A 14,842-nucleotide genomic window follows, 5' to 3' on the forward strand; every position below is an offset into this window, starting at 1 on the left:
TCCTAGAAGACTCCTTTCCGGCGTAGAGGCTGCGTGACACGGGCCAGGACAAATCGGATGGTCGAACCGGTGGCGGCAAACCGGGCATCGACCCGCTGCCCGACGATCCAGGCAATGCCCTCACCCGACAACACCAGTGGGATCCGTTCTCGCATAGACCGACCCAGTTTTGCATCTGTGAAGTAATCTTGCAATTTCTTTCGTCGCCCTGCCATGCCGGTCGGAAAAAACCAATCCCCGTGGCACCAGGGGCGAATCGTCAGCGGCCACGACAATCGGTCGGCATCCAGCAGAGCCACGGAAGACGATGGCTTCTCCAGGAGGACCAATCCCCGCTCGCGCGTCACCGCGCGCAGACGAATCACCGCTCCCGTCAATGGCCAGGAAACGGCCGAAGGGAGGGCGGCTATCGTCACAACATCGGGGACTGGAGCCGTATGGATCGGTTGAAGAACTGTCCCACCCGCCGGAGGCACTGGGGAGACCGCCGTCAACCTCACCTGATCCAGTTCGCAGGCCACCGTCGCAGCACCCGCGTTCCAGATGCCTCCCGAATGTGAGGCCAGTGATGCCAACATCGACAGCAGGACATCGCTTCGCGGCGCGCCGGTTGACGGCGCCACCGCCTGGATCGCCTGACGGAGAATCCGGCGCTGTAGGGCCGGCGGCTGTTTGAGCAACACTGTACGATCGAGCACGATCGTAGCCGAATCGCGGCTCCGAATGGTCCGCTCGAGACGGTGTGCGGCCAGCGCATCCAGCAGCCGATCATCGTCCCGTAGGAGATCAGCCTGGCGCGCCAGGATGCGGGCTGCAGCCGGGGCTAACGACTGCATCACCGGGAGCAATTCGTGCCGGACACGATTGCGAAGATAGATCGATTTGGCGTTGCTGGAGTCGGTCCGATAGGACAATCCCACGGCCTGGAGATAGACCAGGATCTCCTGGCGCGAACGACTGAGGAGCGGCCGAACGAATAGGCTCTCCCGGATATGCGGCATGCCGGCCAATCCTCGCAAACCGGCCCCGCGCAACATCCGCAAGAGCACGGTTTCGGCCTGGTCATCCGCCGTATGCCCGAGCGCCACACGATCTGCGCCGAGTTCGGCGACCACGTCACGAAACAGCCGATAGCGAGACTCCCGGGCTCGCGCCTGCAATGAGCTCGACTCCCCTGTTCCACTGCGGTCTACCGTGAGCCGTCTGATATGACACGGAAGTTCGAGGCGACGGCAGAGTGCCGCGACAAACGAGGCATCCCCGTCGGATTCGGCGCCCCGCAACCCGTAGTTGCAATGGACGACGGTCAGCGAAAAATTCCAGGCCGGTGCGAGCTGGTGCAGAATGGAGAGCAGTGCAACCGAGTCTGGCCCCCCGGACACGGCCACAAGGACCTTCTGCCCCGGTTGCAGGAGCCTCCGCGCACGAATAGCCCGGGCGACCTGCTTATGAAGCGGGTGATGGAGATCTGACTGGGAACCTGTCATGGCTCATGACCGGGGCTGGAGGGCCGAGAGCGACGCGGTGATCCCTGCATCGCGCAACTGTGCACGGGCCGCATCCACATCCAACGCAATTTGCCGGGTCAGGGCTTCCGCTGAGGCAAAGACGCGATCCTCACGAATGAAACCGAGCAGGTCTACTCGAATCACTTCTCCATACAATTCGAGTCGCTCATCGAGGATCGAGACTTCCAGGAGTCGCTCGCCGGCGCCGAAGGTCGGCCTGGTCCCGATGTAGACCACCGCATTCAAGCCACTCCCCTTCCAGGAGACCTGTGCCGCATACACGCCATCCGGCGGAATGACACGCCCCTCAGGGAGGCGGAGATTCGCCGTCGGCCAACCGAGTTCCGTTCCGCGATGGGCGCCTGAAATCACGGTCCCTTCGATGCTGTAGGGACGTCCCAGCAGGCGAACGGCCTTCTGCAGCTCCCCCGCCTGGATCAGCTGACGAATACGCGTGGAGCTCACGACCTCGCCGTCGATGGTCACAGGCGCCATCGGATGAACGCGAAACCCGAGCTGGGCGCCGAGCTCGAGCAGATCCGCAATGCGTCCGGCACGGCCCTTTCCGAAGGCAAAATGTTCCCCGACATACAACTCCCGCGTACCGATCCCGTCGCACAAGACCTGCTTCGCAAACTGAGCCGGGCTCAGCGCGGCAAAGGCCGTCGTGAATTCAAGAAAGACGACCTCATCGATACCGGCGGCCTCGAACCGGGCCAACTTCTCTTCCGGTGTCGTCAGAAACATGAGATTGACCTGCGGGGCCAGGATCTTGACGGGATGGGGATCGAATGTCAGGACGAGCGCCGTCCCGGCCTCGCGACGGGCTGTCGCCACCACCCGGTCGAGGAGAGCCCGGTGACCATGATGGTGACCGTCAAAATTTCCGATGGTCACAACCGAATAGGGTCTGGACGTGGACGGGGTGAGACCGCGGGAAATCTTCATGCGGGCCGTGACTGGAGAAGCCTGGCGGCCTCTTTGGCAAAATAGGTCAAGATGATCTCGGCGCCCGCTCGCTTGATCGAGAGCAGCGACTCCAGCATCGCGCGGCGCTCATCCAACCAGCCGGCTTGTGCCGCCGCTTTGATCATGCTGTATTCCCCGCTCACCTGGTAGGCGGCAATCGGCAGAAGCGTCCGTTCGCGCGCGGCGCTGATGATGTCCAAATACGGCATGGCGGGCTTCACCATGATGATGTCGGCCCCCTCCTCGATATCCAGGTCAATCTCCCGCAAGGCTTCCCGCTTGTTCGCCGGATCCATCTGATAGGACTGGCGATCGCCGAATTGCGGACTGGAATTGGCGGCATCACGAAACGGTGCGTAAAAACAGGACGCGAACTTGGCCGCATAGGCCATGATGGGTATATCGACAAATCCGGCGCAATCCAACTCATCGCGAATCGCGGCCACGCGGCCGTCCATCATGTCGGACGGCGCGACCATGTCGGCCCCCGCCTGCGCATGGGTCTTCGCCATGGTCCTCAGACAATCCAGCGTCTCGTCGTTGAGAATTTTGCCGTCCCGCACGATGCCGCAATGGCCGTGACTCGTGTACTCATCGATGCAGACATCGGTGATCAGCACCAGATCCGGCACCTGCGCCTTCACTGCACGAATGGCGCGTTGCACGATTCCCTCGGGGTCGAACCCGGAACTGCCGCGCTCGTCCTTTCGATCGGGAATCCCGAAGAGGATCATGGCCGGAATACCCAAGGCCTTGACCTCGTGCGCTTCCTTGACCAGCAGATCGATCGACAATCGCGATTGTCCCGGCATCGAGACGATCGGTTCACGACGTCCCTGCCCTTCGGTGACGAACACGGGATAGATGAAATCGTTCGGCGTCAGGCTCGTTTCTCGAACCATCCGCCGAAGCGGCTCCGTCTCCCGCAGACGACGCAGGCGCTGAATCGGAAATGCCATGGTCCGCTCACTTCCTCGGCAAGTTGGTCAGGAACACCACCAGATCGCGCACCGAAATCATGCCGACCAGCTGCCCGTCCTTCGTCACGCCGAGGTGGCGAAGATGGGTTTGCGCCATCAAGTCGTTCGCGTCCAGCAGCGTCTTATGTTCTTCGATCGTCACGAGGGGGGCGGACATGATCTGCTCAACGGTCGTCTTGGTCATGTCGGCCCCGGTGGCGACCACCCGCCGTACCATGTCCGTGTCTGTCAGAATGCCGATGACATCTTTTCCGTTCGTGACGAACAGACTGCCGATGTTGCGATCGCGCATGACCCGCCCTGCAGAGCGCACATCCATGTCACGTTCAACCGTGATGAACTTGTCTTTCGGAACCATGAATGACTTGACTGGAACCATCAGAATCCTCCCCTCTTGGTAAGAAACATCTTCACGATCACTGCCATCCGGTCAATGGATCACCGCTGAAGCGGTTCGGCCATCAATCGGATTCACAACAAAATCCACGATAGCGTCGGCGAGCGCTGGAACGGTGTTCTGTCCGGCCATCACCTGAACGGTGAGACCCGCCTCGCGGGCGGTCGCCGCGGTAATAGGTCCGATGCAGGCTACGGTCGCTTTCCCGACCGACCTCAACAACTCGTCCTTCGTCGGAAACAACTCGACGAAGTTCCTCACCGTCGAGGAACTCGTGAAGGAAATCACGTCGATCCCTCCGGTACGAAGCTGCTCCATGAGGCGATCCGTCGCGACTGCAGGCCTGATCGTGCGATACACCGGCACCACATCCACGTCCGCCCCCTGGGTACGTAGCTGATCCGGAAGCAGCTCCCGGGCCACCAATGCACGCGGAATCAACACGCGAGCCCCGCGCATCTGCCGGGCGGCCAACACCTCCAGGATTCCCTCGGCTTGAAACTGTTCCGGAATCACGTCGGCACGCAAGCCATAGGCGGCCAGAGCCTCAGCGGTGCGCGGCCCGATGCAACAAATGGTGAGGCCGGACAATGCACGAACGTCACGTTGCGTCTCCAACAGTCTGGTCATGAATGGGGCGACCCCGTTCACACTGGTGAAGATCAACCAATTGTAGGTCGACAGACGAGCCAGAGCACGATCCAGCGGAGCCCAGTCCTCGGGGGGCACGATCTCGATGGTCGGACATTCCACCGGTTCTCCACCTTGGGCCGCGATCAAATCGGAAAACTCCACCGCTTGAGGCTTCGGCCTCGTCACTAGAATCCGTTTTCCGAACAGAGGCCGGCGCTCGAACCAATTGAGTTGCTCCCGAAGACGCACCACCTCGCCGACCACGATGACCGTGGGCGGTTCCATATGAGCGGCCGCCGCCTTCTCCACAATATCGTCCAGGCTCCCCACCACGGTTCGTTGCGAGGCTCGCGTCCCCCACCGGATGAGGGCGACGGGTGTGGTGCCCTCTTTACCTTCGGCTCGAAGGCATTGAACGATTTTCGGAAGGTTGGTCATGCCCATGAGAAACACCAGCGTGCCGTGTACGGTCGCCAGGCGCCGCCATTCGACCCCACTTCGATCTTTCGTGGGGTCTTCGTGTCCGGTGACGAAGGTCACGGTAGACGCCATCGTGCGATGGGTCACCGGAATACCCGCGTACGCCGGCGCCGCGACGGCGGCCGTCACACCAGGAACAACTTCAAATTCCAGCCCGGCAGCGGCAACGGCTTCCGCCTCTTCCCCGCCCCGACCAAAGACGAACGGATCGCCGCCTTTCAAGCGGACCACGCGCTTCCCCGCTTGAGCGTGATCGATCAGCAACCGATTGATCTCCGCCTGATCGCGATACTGGCCGCGCCCGCGCCGGCCGACGTACAGACGTTCAGCCGTTGGAGACACATGCTGCAAGAGCGCTTCATTTGCGAGATAGTCGTACAGCACCACATCGGCCTGCTCCAGACATTCCTTGCCGCGTATCGTGAGCAACTTAGGATCTCCGGGACCGGCCCCGACCAAATATACTGTTCCTGCTCGCGTCGTCATACCACTCAGGCCTGCCCGTAAATCTCCTTGAGGATCACATCACCCCCATCGGCCAACAAACGCTCCGCAAGCTTCGTCCCCAGAGCCTGGGCTTCACTCGCCGGACCCTGGATTTGATGACGGATCACCCGACGGCCGTCGACGCTGGCTACCAGGCCATCGACGGTAAGACGATCTCCGTCAAGCTCGGCATGCGCCGCGATCGGCACTTGGCATCCGCCTTCGAGGCGATGCAACAGCGCACGTTCTGCCGTGACGGTGATCCGGGTGGGCCGATGCTCAAACCGGCTCAACAGTTCGCGCACAAAGGTGTCGTCGCTGCGGGCTTCGATGCCGAGGGCACCTTGCGCAATAGCCGGCAAACTAAGATGCACGGGAAGATATTCGGTAATTTCCGCATCCCAGGCGAGCCGCCGCAATCCTGCCGCGGCCAAGACAATCGCGTCGAATTGCCCCTCACGGAGTTTCCTCAGGCGTGTATCCAGATTGCCGCGCAACATCTCGATGGTGAAATCAGGGCGGTAATGCAGCAACTGGGCTTGCCGGCGCAGACTGCTGGTGCCGATTCTGGCACCGGGCTTCAATTGGTCCAGCCGACAACCGTCGCGCGTAATCAACGCATCCCGCGGATCTTCTCGCGGCGGCACGCACAGAATGTCCAACCCCTCCGGCAGAGCCGTCGGCACGTCTTTCATGCTGTGCACGGCCAGGTCGATCTCTTTGCTCAACAGCGCGTCTTCGATTTCCTTTACAAACAGTCCTTTGCCGCCGATTTTTGCCAGCGGAACGTCGAGGATCTTATCGCCCGATGTTTGGATGCGCTGCAGCGAGATGGTCAGGCCAGGCGCGAGTTCCTGGAGACGGGCCTGCACCCACTGGCTTTGATGCACGGCCAGCTTGCTGCCGCGCGTACCAAGGATAAGTGTTGAACGACTCATGAGTGACCGTCACTCGCTCGAGCGGCCACGGATACCCGATCACATGTGGAAACGAATCTGACCATGAAATTTCTCAGCGGCGGTGTTAGCTCACCCGCCGGCCTTGCTCCTTGCTCGTGTGCTGGACCAGCGACGCCTCGGGCAGGCGACCAACTCCGTTCCCGGCGATGTTCTCGCCCCGAAGCTCCGAGACGTCGGCTTGTCCGGGCGGATACACAGCGGGTGTCTCTTCCAGATTGAAAAACCGGCGAGCCGCATCGACATACGCCGCGCCGCTCGAGGACTTGGCCTCAGCTTTCAACGTCACCATTGTGCCATGAACCATCTTATTGACGATGGCGGACGCCAAGGCTTCCACCGCGGCTCGATCCTCGGACGACAGATGCGCCAACCGCGCCAGAATCTTATCGACTTCCCGCCGTTTGAGTTCTTCGGTCCGGCTGCGAAGTGCCACGATCGTCGGCGTCACCTCCAGTGACTGCAGCCACTGCCCAAGCACCGCGACTTCTTCAACGACCATTTGCTCGGCCTTCGCCGCTTCCCGCAGACGGTCTTCTCGGTTTTGCTCCACTCGCATGTGCAGGTCGTCGATATCGAACAGGAACGCATCATCGATGGGCCGGACAGCCGGGTCGATATTGCGCGGCACGGAAATATCGATCAAGAACATGGGACGACTCATCCGCTGTCTCATTGCGCGCTGCACATCGTCGGCCGTCACCAGGTAATGCGAGGCCCCAGTGGACACCAGCACGATGTCGGCCCCAGCCAGTTCCGTCTTGTAGTCCTCGAACGGCACGGCCGTACCGTTGAACCGTTGAGCCAATTCCAACCCATGCTGGAAATTACGGGTGGTAATGCGCACCTGGCGCACGCCGTTGGCGATCAGATGCCGCGCCGCCAGCTTGGCCATTTCCCCGGCCCCGATCAGCAACACGGTCTTCTCGGTCAGGTTTGAAAAGATCTTCTTGGCCAACTCCACCGCCGCATAGCTGACCGACACAGCCGTCTCGGCAATCTTGGTTTCGGTGCGCACGCGTTTGGCCACCGAAATAGCCTTCTTGACGATCTTATTCAGCAACAGGCCGGAGGCTTTATGCGTCAACGCGACTTCGAACGCATCCTTGATTTGTCCGAGGATCTGAGATTCACCGACAATCATCGAATCGAGGCTGGAGGCCACACGGAACAGATGACCGATGGCGCGATCGCCGGCATGCCAATAGAGGTGAGGCGTCAGATGTTCGGAGGAAAGGGAGAGATGGGTGTCGGCCAGAAATTCCTGCACGCGACCATACCCAGTTTCCAACTCTTCGACGACCGCGTAGACTTCCACCCGGTTGCACGTCGAAAGTAACAGCCCTTCGCGCACACCGGGATAAGAACAGAGACGACTGAGGGCTTCCCTGAGCCGGCTTTCAGGCACGGCGAGTTTCTCGCGAATCTCGACCGGGGCAGTTTTATGGCTGAGCCCAACAACGATGACATGCATGTCAGGACACCGACCCGTGACTTTTCAACACCACACCGATCAGGGTCAGAATCACGCCGGCGAACCCGATGATCGTCAGATACGCGGCTCGTTTGGCCCGCCATCCGATGGTCAAACGTCCGACCAGGACGGCAAAGTAGAAGCCCCAGGTCACCATGGCCCACGTCTGTTCCGGGTTCCAGTTCACATAGGTGCCACGGACGATCTCCGCCGAGAAGGCGCCGCTGATGATCCCGAGCGTCAGGAGCGGAAACCCCATCACAATTGACTGCTGATTCAAGTGATCGAGATAATCCAGCGCGGGCAGTTTTGCGTAGAGCACGTTGAAGCGCTTCGACTTGAGAAGACCATCCTGAATGAGATACATCACCCCGGCGACGAATGCGACGGCAAAGCCGACCGTGCCCAACATGCTGAGGGTGACGTGAACCCACAACGTTTTGAAGACCGGCTGAAGACTGGACGCCTCGTCGGAGCGGAACGCCGCGGCGGTGACCAACGACACGAGCGCCAGTGGTACGATGAAGGAACCAAGGACATGCAACTGGCGGCGAAATTCGACGGCGAGAAACACGAGAATCAGCATCCAGGAGAAAAACGACAGGGCTTCGTGAAATGTCGGTAGCTGCGCCTGGGCCGTGTCCGTCATCCGGGCGACCAAGGCCACCGTGTGGGTGGCAAACCCGACAGCCGTGATTCCGAGGGACACCTTCGACAGGGTTTCCGCCCGCCGGAGCAGATAGGCCAGATAGCAAACCGTGCTCACGAAATACAGGCCCATCGTGAGCATGAAAAACACCGAAGACATTGTGCTCTATCCTCGCAACATTTCAGCGCAAAGCCACTTTTTCCGGTAACTGGAAATTATATCGATGGGACGAGAACGGAGTCAAGGAAAGCGCGCGCAATCTGCCCCCCCGGCAGGAACGTTATTCATCGTCGGCGTGCCGATCGGACATCCTGACGATCTGACGGTCCGAGGTCTCGCGACTCTTCGGCAGGTTGATCTCATTGCCGCTAAAAATCCGCAGGCCACGCACGCCCTCCTGGCCCACCACGGAATCCACACCACGATCACGACCTATGATCGGAACAATGCCGCCGACAAAGTTCCACTATTGTTGGAACGCTTGCGACAGGGATGTCGAGTGGCGCTGGTGTCGGATTGCGGAATGCCGGTTGTCTATGATCCGGGTCGATTGCTCATCACAGCCGCATCGAGGGCGCAGATTCCCGTCAAGGTCATCCCGGGAACTTCCGCTGTGGTGGCGGCAACAGCCCTCGCCGGAATGGACGGCAATGCCTTCGTCTTTGACGGGCGTTGGACCGGTGGCACTAAAGCACTCACGGGCCGTCTTCAATTATTACAATCCGAGCCACGCACGATGATTTTCTTCCCACCGGCACAGAGCCTCCGACAATTTCTCACTCTGCTACGACGGACGCTAGGCAATCGGAAAGTCGTGATGGCCATCGACATGACTCGGAGTACGGAGCAGATCATACGAGGACGAGTTCAGCAACTGCTCTCGAACAAGCCGAGCCCCGAAAACGCGTCACACGTCGCTCTAGTGGTAGAAGGCGCCAGATTGAGGAGGAAGAACAGCGTGAAGCAGTCGCGATAACTACTCGTCGAAGCGCTTACGGATCACAACCCGGTAGGACTGATCGGCACGTTCCTGCGACACCACATCATGCCCGTCGTCGCTCACACTGCGGGGCACATTTCGAATCGGATCACCATCGTCGAGATGAACTAACAGCAGTTGCCCAGGAGCCATGCTCTCAAGCTTGAGTTTCGTCTTTACGAAATTGTAGGGGCAGATGACACCGCGAAGATCCAGCTCTTCATCGGGTACATGTATGTTAGACGGCACTTCAGACATGGCAATCCTCAATTGAGGTGATGACAGATGGTACCAACCGAACCGTTGCGTTGCAACGGGCGAGCATGAAATCGTGCGAACAAAAGAAAAGCGGGGTGCCTCTTCCGAAGCACCCCGCTCAAAACCTGCCACAGTCGTGGCGTAAGTCTTAGTTGCTCAAACCCTTCTGCAAGTTCGGCTTGGCACCATCAGTCCCGTAGTCAGACTTGTTCTGCACTTTGGTTTCCGGAGCGACAGTCTGGTAGCCCCATCCCGGCTGTGGTTCGCAGTTCCAGCAGGGTGCCTGTCCGGTAAATTCACCGACAGTTGTCGTGACCACACCGCCGGTCACCGTTCCAGGAAACACACCACCGACCGGCCCGCCGACCACAGTACCCGAGTTCGTCTCAAGTCCACGCTCGGTCGCAGGGTTCGGACGCTGTCCCAGGCCGCCAAAACCAGCCAATTTCTCGTTACCGCGGAACAAATACACCTCACGGACGAGCTTGCGTCCGGTTCCGTAGACCCCCTGATCCGCTCTCACATTTGGGGATTCTACGACCTGGACGGAGATATCGTCACCGGCGTTCAACACTCTTATCTGGTCCATGTTGGTTTGCCCGTCAATATAGAGCGTCAACGAGGACATCGCGCCCGTACCAGCACGACCTTCGTCGTGCGAGCTTCCACCTGTTTCCAGGTGCAATTTTTGGCCAGGAACATCAACGGCGAGGACACGACCAAACACGGTTTCTGCCTGAGCAAGCCGGTCCATGAATGCGGTCCGGTCAAATGCTGCGGTCCGTCCGGAGTTACCCGAGACGTCTCCGACTCCGGTGCCAACACCGAAACCTGATCCCGACGAGGACTGTGGCAAACGCTCTTGAGCGCCTGCAACACCAACGGAGCTGATGAAAAGCACCGCAGCTCCAAGTGCCAACACGTTACGCATGTGCTGCCTCCTTAGTGAGTTGGAATTGATAAGAGAGTAATGATGAACGGCGATAAACTGAACAGGCCATAGTAGTTCCAAGCAAATTCGGGCGAACTATAGGCTAACACCCACATCATGTCAAGATGTTTTCGGCCACGACATCCACTATATAGTGTTGTGTCGAAAAGCATCGTCTATTTATTCGCATCGCATCAACACCGGACGGCAATGTCTGCATGAGCGCACTGGTTGTCGAGACCATGGAAGGGGTGTCGAAATGATGGTGCCCAGAGGGAGGGTCGAACTCCCACTCTCTTGCGAGAACCGGATTTTGAGTCCGGCGCGTCTGCCAGTTCCGCCATCCGGGCACGTGTGTCATGCGACGTCAATTCCTTGGCTTGCCACTCGGCTCTTTGAAAGGACGCATTTTTAACATGAACCCGAGTAGGCGTCAATTGGCACGGCACACTCTTTTTTCTGCTGCAGGCGAATGCTAGAATGCCGCGCGAAGGACAAGTGAAGATCAGGCAGACTTACGGAGGCAACCATGGCAGATGTGCAATGTGTCACCTGCGGACAAGCAGGCGAAGCGATTACGGATATGCTGTTCCTCGGAAAACTCGAAGCCGAAATCAAGGCCAAGGTTTGCAAGCCCTGCTGGAAAAAATGGGAAGGGATGCGGGTCATGGTGATCAACGAGTATCAAGTCAATCTCGGCGACGAGAGCGGCCGCGAACTCGTTAAAAAGCAAATGAAGGCGTTCCTCAAACTGGGAGAACAAACCGACACGTCCAAACTGGATCAAAACTTTCGTCCAGCCGGTTCTTAAGGTTACGACTTCCAATCTGACTGTGGTATCAGGCAGAACCGTTTATGATCGGCGCCTGCTCGTCACACAGTTGAGGTCCAGTCGAACCTTGAGGCCTCACAGTGGTGACCCGTCGGCGTTCTCTTCAACCGGTGCCCGATCGAATTCATTGACACTCTGATTTCGGAAGTGCTAGAGTGCCCTATTGTTGAGGTTTTTGGCCGACATCGGGAAGGATACTCCCGCCGTGATTACACAAATGCGGGTAAAGGGTCTGATCTTCGACCCCTACAACAACGCCTATATAGTGGTGTTGCGGGACGAAGAGAATTCGGACATGCTCCCGATCTGGGTCGGAAAATCAGAAGCCAGTGCCATCGGCCTTGCGCTGGAGAGTGTCACCGCACCGCGTCCCATGACCCACGACTTAATGAAGTCGTTCCTGGAAACGTTCGATGCGAAGATTATCAGCGTGGTGATTACAGATTTGAACGAGAACACCTATTTCGCCACGATTCACCTGATGTACGAAGACTCGGAATATACGGTCGATTCTCGCCCCAGCGACGCCATCGCGCTGGCGCTTCGGACCAGCGCGCCGATTTTTGCCAGCGAGAAGGTTATTAAGAAACAGTCTTCCGAAGAACTTGAACAGTGGCTTGAAAATTTGAAGCCGGAAGATTTCGGAAAACTGGACACCTAGCCATGGACTCGGCGAATCAGCAGCATGAGCCCTCGGAGCTCGTCGCTTTGACCGTCAAGCAGGTGCTGGACGACGGCAACACCGATACCCGCATCGTCGTGCTGAAAAATGATGACGCGACGGTCACGCTGCCTATCTGGGTTGGATCTGCGGAAGGTAACGCAATTCGTCTCGCCATGGAGCGGGTGGTGACTCCCCGCCCTATGAGCCACGACCTCATTCGGAGCTTTGCGGATCATCTTGGCGTGCGGATTGAACGGGTTGTGATTACGGATGTGAAAGGCAGTACCTATTACGCCAGCGTGGCCTTTGCGTCGAAGGGCGTGCATCGTACCCTGGATGCCAGACCAAGCGACGCGATCGCCCTCGCACTTCGCGCGGACTGCCCGATCTATGCCACGCAAGATGTGCTCAACCGGCGCACGGCCGTTCACCTGGATGCGTGGATCAATAAACTCGACACTAAGAATATCGAACCCCAACAGGCGTGAGGCCTGATACCTCACATTAGAATCCTTTCGTGCAGGAGTAGATGGAGACCATGACAAAAACGTATCTTGAGAAGCCAGCTGATGTGAAACGGAAATGGTTCTTGGTGGATGCCGACGGCAAGACGCTCGGTCGCCTTGCGGCGAAGGTGGCCACCTTGCTTCGAGGCAAGCATAAACCGACGTTTACCCCCCACGTGGATACCGGCGACCATGTCGTCATCGTCAATGCGGAGAAGATCCGGTTGACCGGCAACAAGATGGAAGACAAGACCTATTCGTACCACACGGGATATCCAGGCGGACTCAAGACCCTCACCGCCGAACATATCCACAAGAAGGACCCGACGAAGCTCTTGACGCGCGCCATCGAAGGCATGTTGCCCAAGAATCCCCTTGGGAATCAGATGGCCAAGAAACTGCGCGTGTACGCAGGTTCAACCCATCCACATCACGCGCAGCAACTGGAATCACTTTCGCTGTGATCATTATTGTTCGGATTCGATCTGTGAAGGAGGCCGCCTGATATGGCAGCAATTACGCAGTACGCAACTGGGAAGAGAAAGAGCGCGATCGCTCGTGCATGGGTGACCGCCGCTGCTGGTGATATCGTCGTCAACGAGAAGCCGCTGGAAAAAGCGTTTCCTCGCATGACCTTGCGGAATGTCATTCAATTTCCGTTTGAACTGGCCGGCGTGGCCGGTAAGTATTCCGTCCGGGCCACCGTCTATGGTGGTGGGCCTGCGGGTCAGGCTGGAGCCTTGCGGCATGCCATCTCGAAGGCGCTGGTCGTCATGAGCGCTGCATTCCGAAGCCCGCTCAAGAAGGAAGGTCTTCTGACCCGTGACTCCCGCGTGAAAGAGCGCAAAAAGTACGGCCAGAAGGGCGCCAGAAAGCGCTTCCAATACTCGAAACGATAAAGAAACACTGGAGCGACAAGGTGTCAAAAGGGAAGGCTCCGCAGCCTTCCCTTTTTTTATGTGTGCGCTGAACTGATCGAGCAACAATTCGCGATAGGCCGGGAGGGGTGACATGACGTCGGTACGAGTAGCAGTGGCAGGGGGCAGCGGATACACCGGAGCGGAGTTGCTACGGCTGCTGTCGCAACACCCCAACGTGCAATTGACTGCGGTGACTTCCGAAAAGTCAGCAGGAACCCCCGTCTCCGCCGTGTATCCCCATTTGCAGGGCATCGTGCCGCTGACCTTCGAAGCCCTGGCGCCTGAGGCCCTGGCAGAACGCGCCGATGTACTCTTCCTCGCCCTTCCCCATACAAAATCCATGGGCCCGGTAGCGAGTTGCATGAAAGCCGGCAAGCGCGTGATCGACCTGAGCGCAGACTTCAGACTCAAAGATGCTCGCACATACGAAACCTGGTATCAGACCACACACGCGCATCCCGACCTGATCGGAAGCGCCGTCTATGGCCTGCCGGAACTGCATCGATCCGCCATCGCACAGGCTCGACTTGTCGCCTCCCCCGGCTGCTACCCGACCGCCGCGATTCTGCAACTGGCGCCGTTGATCGCCCATGGCCTCATCGTGCCGGACACCATTGTGATTGATGCAAAATCTGGCGTGTCGGGCGCAGGAAGAAGTCCTGCCCTGCCCTACCACTTCCCCGAAGCACACGAATCACTGGAGCCCTATAAGATCGGCCAGCATCGACACATCCCGGAAATCGAACAGGAACTGAGCGGGCTGGCAGGAACTCGTGGACAGGCAGTCACAGGAGAGACCGCCGGTGTCACCATTGCGTTCACGCCGCACCTGGTTCCGATGAATCGAGGCATCTTGAGCACCGCCTATGCGCGCATGAAGGGTAAGCTCGATGTCGTCGAACTGCGGGCGCTCTATCGGGACTTCTACAAGGGAGAACGATTCGTGCGACTGCTCGAAGGCGCGATGCCGAATCCCCGACATGTGCGAGGCGCCAACTACTGCGATCTCGCAGTCCACACCGATACGCGAGCCGGCTGGGTCGTGACCGTGTCGGCCATCGACAACCTGATCAAGGGAGCAGCAGGACAAGCGATTCAGGCTATGAATCTCATGCTCGGCTATCCGGAAGAGACGGGCCTGGTGGCGCCGGGTATCTATCCATAATTTGAGTCCTGGGCGACTCCGCGCTACGGACCATTTCTCACCACACAGGATCACT

17 protein-coding genes and 1 tRNA gene are annotated in these 14,842 nt (G+C 58.8%); 7 read left to right on the forward strand and 11 right to left on the reverse strand.

The annotated features are described in order from the left end of the window. Window positions 1-2: 2 nt before the first annotated feature. The 8 genes from tilS to NSND_RS04080 form a co-directional block, all read right to left on the reverse strand. The gene (gene tilS / locus NSND_RS04045; RefSeq protein WP_080877733.1) at window positions 3-1,487 is read right to left on the reverse strand and encodes a tRNA lysidine(34) synthetase TilS; all 1,485 of its coding nucleotides are present in this window, start codon (window positions 1,485-1,487) and stop codon (window positions 3-5) included. A 3-nt stretch (window positions 1,488-1,490) separates the two neighbouring features. Beyond that, window positions 1,491-2,456 carry a bifunctional riboflavin kinase/FAD synthetase gene (locus tag NSND_RS04050; protein ID WP_080877734.1) on the reverse strand — a complete coding sequence of 322 codons (966 nt, stop codon included), beginning with the start codon at window positions 2,454-2,456 and terminating at the stop codon, window positions 1,491-1,493. Continuing rightward, window positions 2,453-3,436, reverse strand: a complete 984-nt coding sequence (hemB, locus tag NSND_RS04055) for a porphobilinogen synthase (RefSeq protein ID WP_080877735.1) — start codon at window positions 3,434-3,436, stop codon at window positions 2,453-2,455. The genes NSND_RS04050 and hemB overlap by 4 nt, the downstream gene beginning before the upstream one ends. Window positions 3,437-3,443: 7 nt before the next feature. Continuing rightward, window positions 3,444-3,836, reverse strand: coding sequence for a CBS domain-containing protein (locus NSND_RS04060; protein ID WP_013249269.1), 393 nt, complete (start codon window positions 3,834-3,836; stop codon window positions 3,444-3,446). A 51-nt stretch (window positions 3,837-3,887) separates the two neighbouring features. Then, on the reverse strand, window positions 3,888-5,453 hold the full coding sequence (gene cobA, locus NSND_RS04065) for a uroporphyrinogen-III C-methyltransferase (protein WP_080877736.1): 1,566 nt from the start codon (window positions 5,451-5,453) through the stop codon (window positions 3,888-3,890). 5 nt (window positions 5,454-5,458) lie between these two features. After that, a complete protein-coding gene (gene hemC, locus NSND_RS04070) occupies window positions 5,459-6,391 on the reverse strand; it encodes a hydroxymethylbilane synthase (protein WP_080877737.1) in 933 nt (310 codons plus the stop codon). Window positions 6,392-6,476: 85 nt separating this feature from the next. Next, window positions 6,477-7,883, reverse strand: a complete 1,407-nt coding sequence (hemA, locus tag NSND_RS04075) for a glutamyl-tRNA reductase (RefSeq protein ID WP_080877738.1) — start codon at window positions 7,881-7,883, stop codon at window positions 6,477-6,479. A gap of 1 nt (window position 7,884) precedes the next feature. After that, window positions 7,885-8,691 (reverse strand): cytochrome C assembly family protein, encoded by an 807-nt coding sequence (locus NSND_RS04080; protein ID WP_013249273.1) that lies wholly within the window; start codon window positions 8,689-8,691, stop codon window positions 7,885-7,887. Window positions 8,692-8,755: 64 nt separating this feature from the next. Between NSND_RS04080 and NSND_RS04085 the strand changes: the two genes are divergently transcribed. Beyond that, window positions 8,756-9,508: a 16S rRNA (cytidine(1402)-2'-O)-methyltransferase gene (locus tag NSND_RS04085; protein WP_080877739.1), complete on the forward strand. Its 753-nt coding sequence runs from the start codon at window positions 8,756-8,758 to the stop codon at window positions 9,506-9,508. On the opposite strand, the gene NSND_RS04090 is transcribed toward NSND_RS04085, so the two are convergent. The 3 genes from NSND_RS04090 to NSND_RS04100 all read right to left on the reverse strand — a co-directional run bounded on the left by NSND_RS04090 (window position 9,509) and on the right by NSND_RS04100 (window position 11,050). After that, complete coding sequence (locus tag NSND_RS04090) at window positions 9,509-9,769, reverse strand: sulfurtransferase TusA family protein (RefSeq protein WP_080877740.1); 261 nt, start codon at window positions 9,767-9,769, stop codon at window positions 9,509-9,511. A 148-nt stretch (window positions 9,770-9,917) separates the two neighbouring features. After that, on the reverse strand, window positions 9,918-10,700 hold the full coding sequence (locus NSND_RS04095; RefSeq protein ID WP_080877741.1) for a hypothetical protein: 783 nt from the start codon (window positions 10,698-10,700) through the stop codon (window positions 9,918-9,920). 263 nt (window positions 10,701-10,963) lie between these two features. Further along, window positions 10,964-11,050, reverse strand: a tRNA-Leu gene (locus NSND_RS04100). Between the two features lie 179 nt (window positions 11,051-11,229). Between NSND_RS04100 and NSND_RS04105 the strand changes: the two genes are divergently transcribed. The 6 genes from NSND_RS04105 to argC all read left to right on the forward strand — a co-directional run bounded on the left by NSND_RS04105 (window position 11,230) and on the right by argC (window position 14,787). Continuing rightward, window positions 11,230-11,511: a Fe(2+)-trafficking protein gene (locus tag NSND_RS04105; protein WP_013249277.1), complete on the forward strand. Its 282-nt coding sequence runs from the start codon at window positions 11,230-11,232 to the stop codon at window positions 11,509-11,511. Between the two features lie 226 nt (window positions 11,512-11,737). Continuing rightward, window positions 11,738-12,193, forward strand: a complete 456-nt coding sequence (locus NSND_RS04110) for a bifunctional nuclease family protein (protein ID WP_143833384.1) — start codon at window positions 11,738-11,740, stop codon at window positions 12,191-12,193. Window positions 12,194-12,195: 2 nt separating this feature from the next. Then, on the forward strand, window positions 12,196-12,684 hold the full coding sequence (locus NSND_RS04115) for a bifunctional nuclease family protein (protein ID WP_080877742.1): 489 nt from the start codon (window positions 12,196-12,198) through the stop codon (window positions 12,682-12,684). A gap of 50 nt (window positions 12,685-12,734) precedes the next feature. Further along, window positions 12,735-13,166 carry a 50S ribosomal protein L13 gene (gene rplM, locus NSND_RS04120; protein WP_013249280.1) on the forward strand — a complete coding sequence of 144 codons (432 nt, stop codon included), beginning with the start codon at window positions 12,735-12,737 and terminating at the stop codon, window positions 13,164-13,166. A gap of 42 nt (window positions 13,167-13,208) precedes the next feature. Further along, window positions 13,209-13,601: a 30S ribosomal protein S9 gene (gene rpsI, locus NSND_RS04125; RefSeq protein ID WP_080877743.1), complete on the forward strand. Its 393-nt coding sequence runs from the start codon at window positions 13,209-13,211 to the stop codon at window positions 13,599-13,601. Between the two features lie 112 nt (window positions 13,602-13,713). Next, window positions 13,714-14,787 carry an N-acetyl-gamma-glutamyl-phosphate reductase gene (gene argC / locus NSND_RS04130; protein ID WP_080877744.1) on the forward strand — a complete coding sequence of 358 codons (1,074 nt, stop codon included), beginning with the start codon at window positions 13,714-13,716 and terminating at the stop codon, window positions 14,785-14,787. Window positions 14,788-14,842: the final 55 nt, after the last annotated feature.

Origin of the sequence: Nitrospira sp. ND1 (genome assembly GCF_900170025.1) — a bacterium.
Classification (GTDB): domain Bacteria; phylum Nitrospirota; class Nitrospiria; order Nitrospirales; family Nitrospiraceae; genus Nitrospira_A.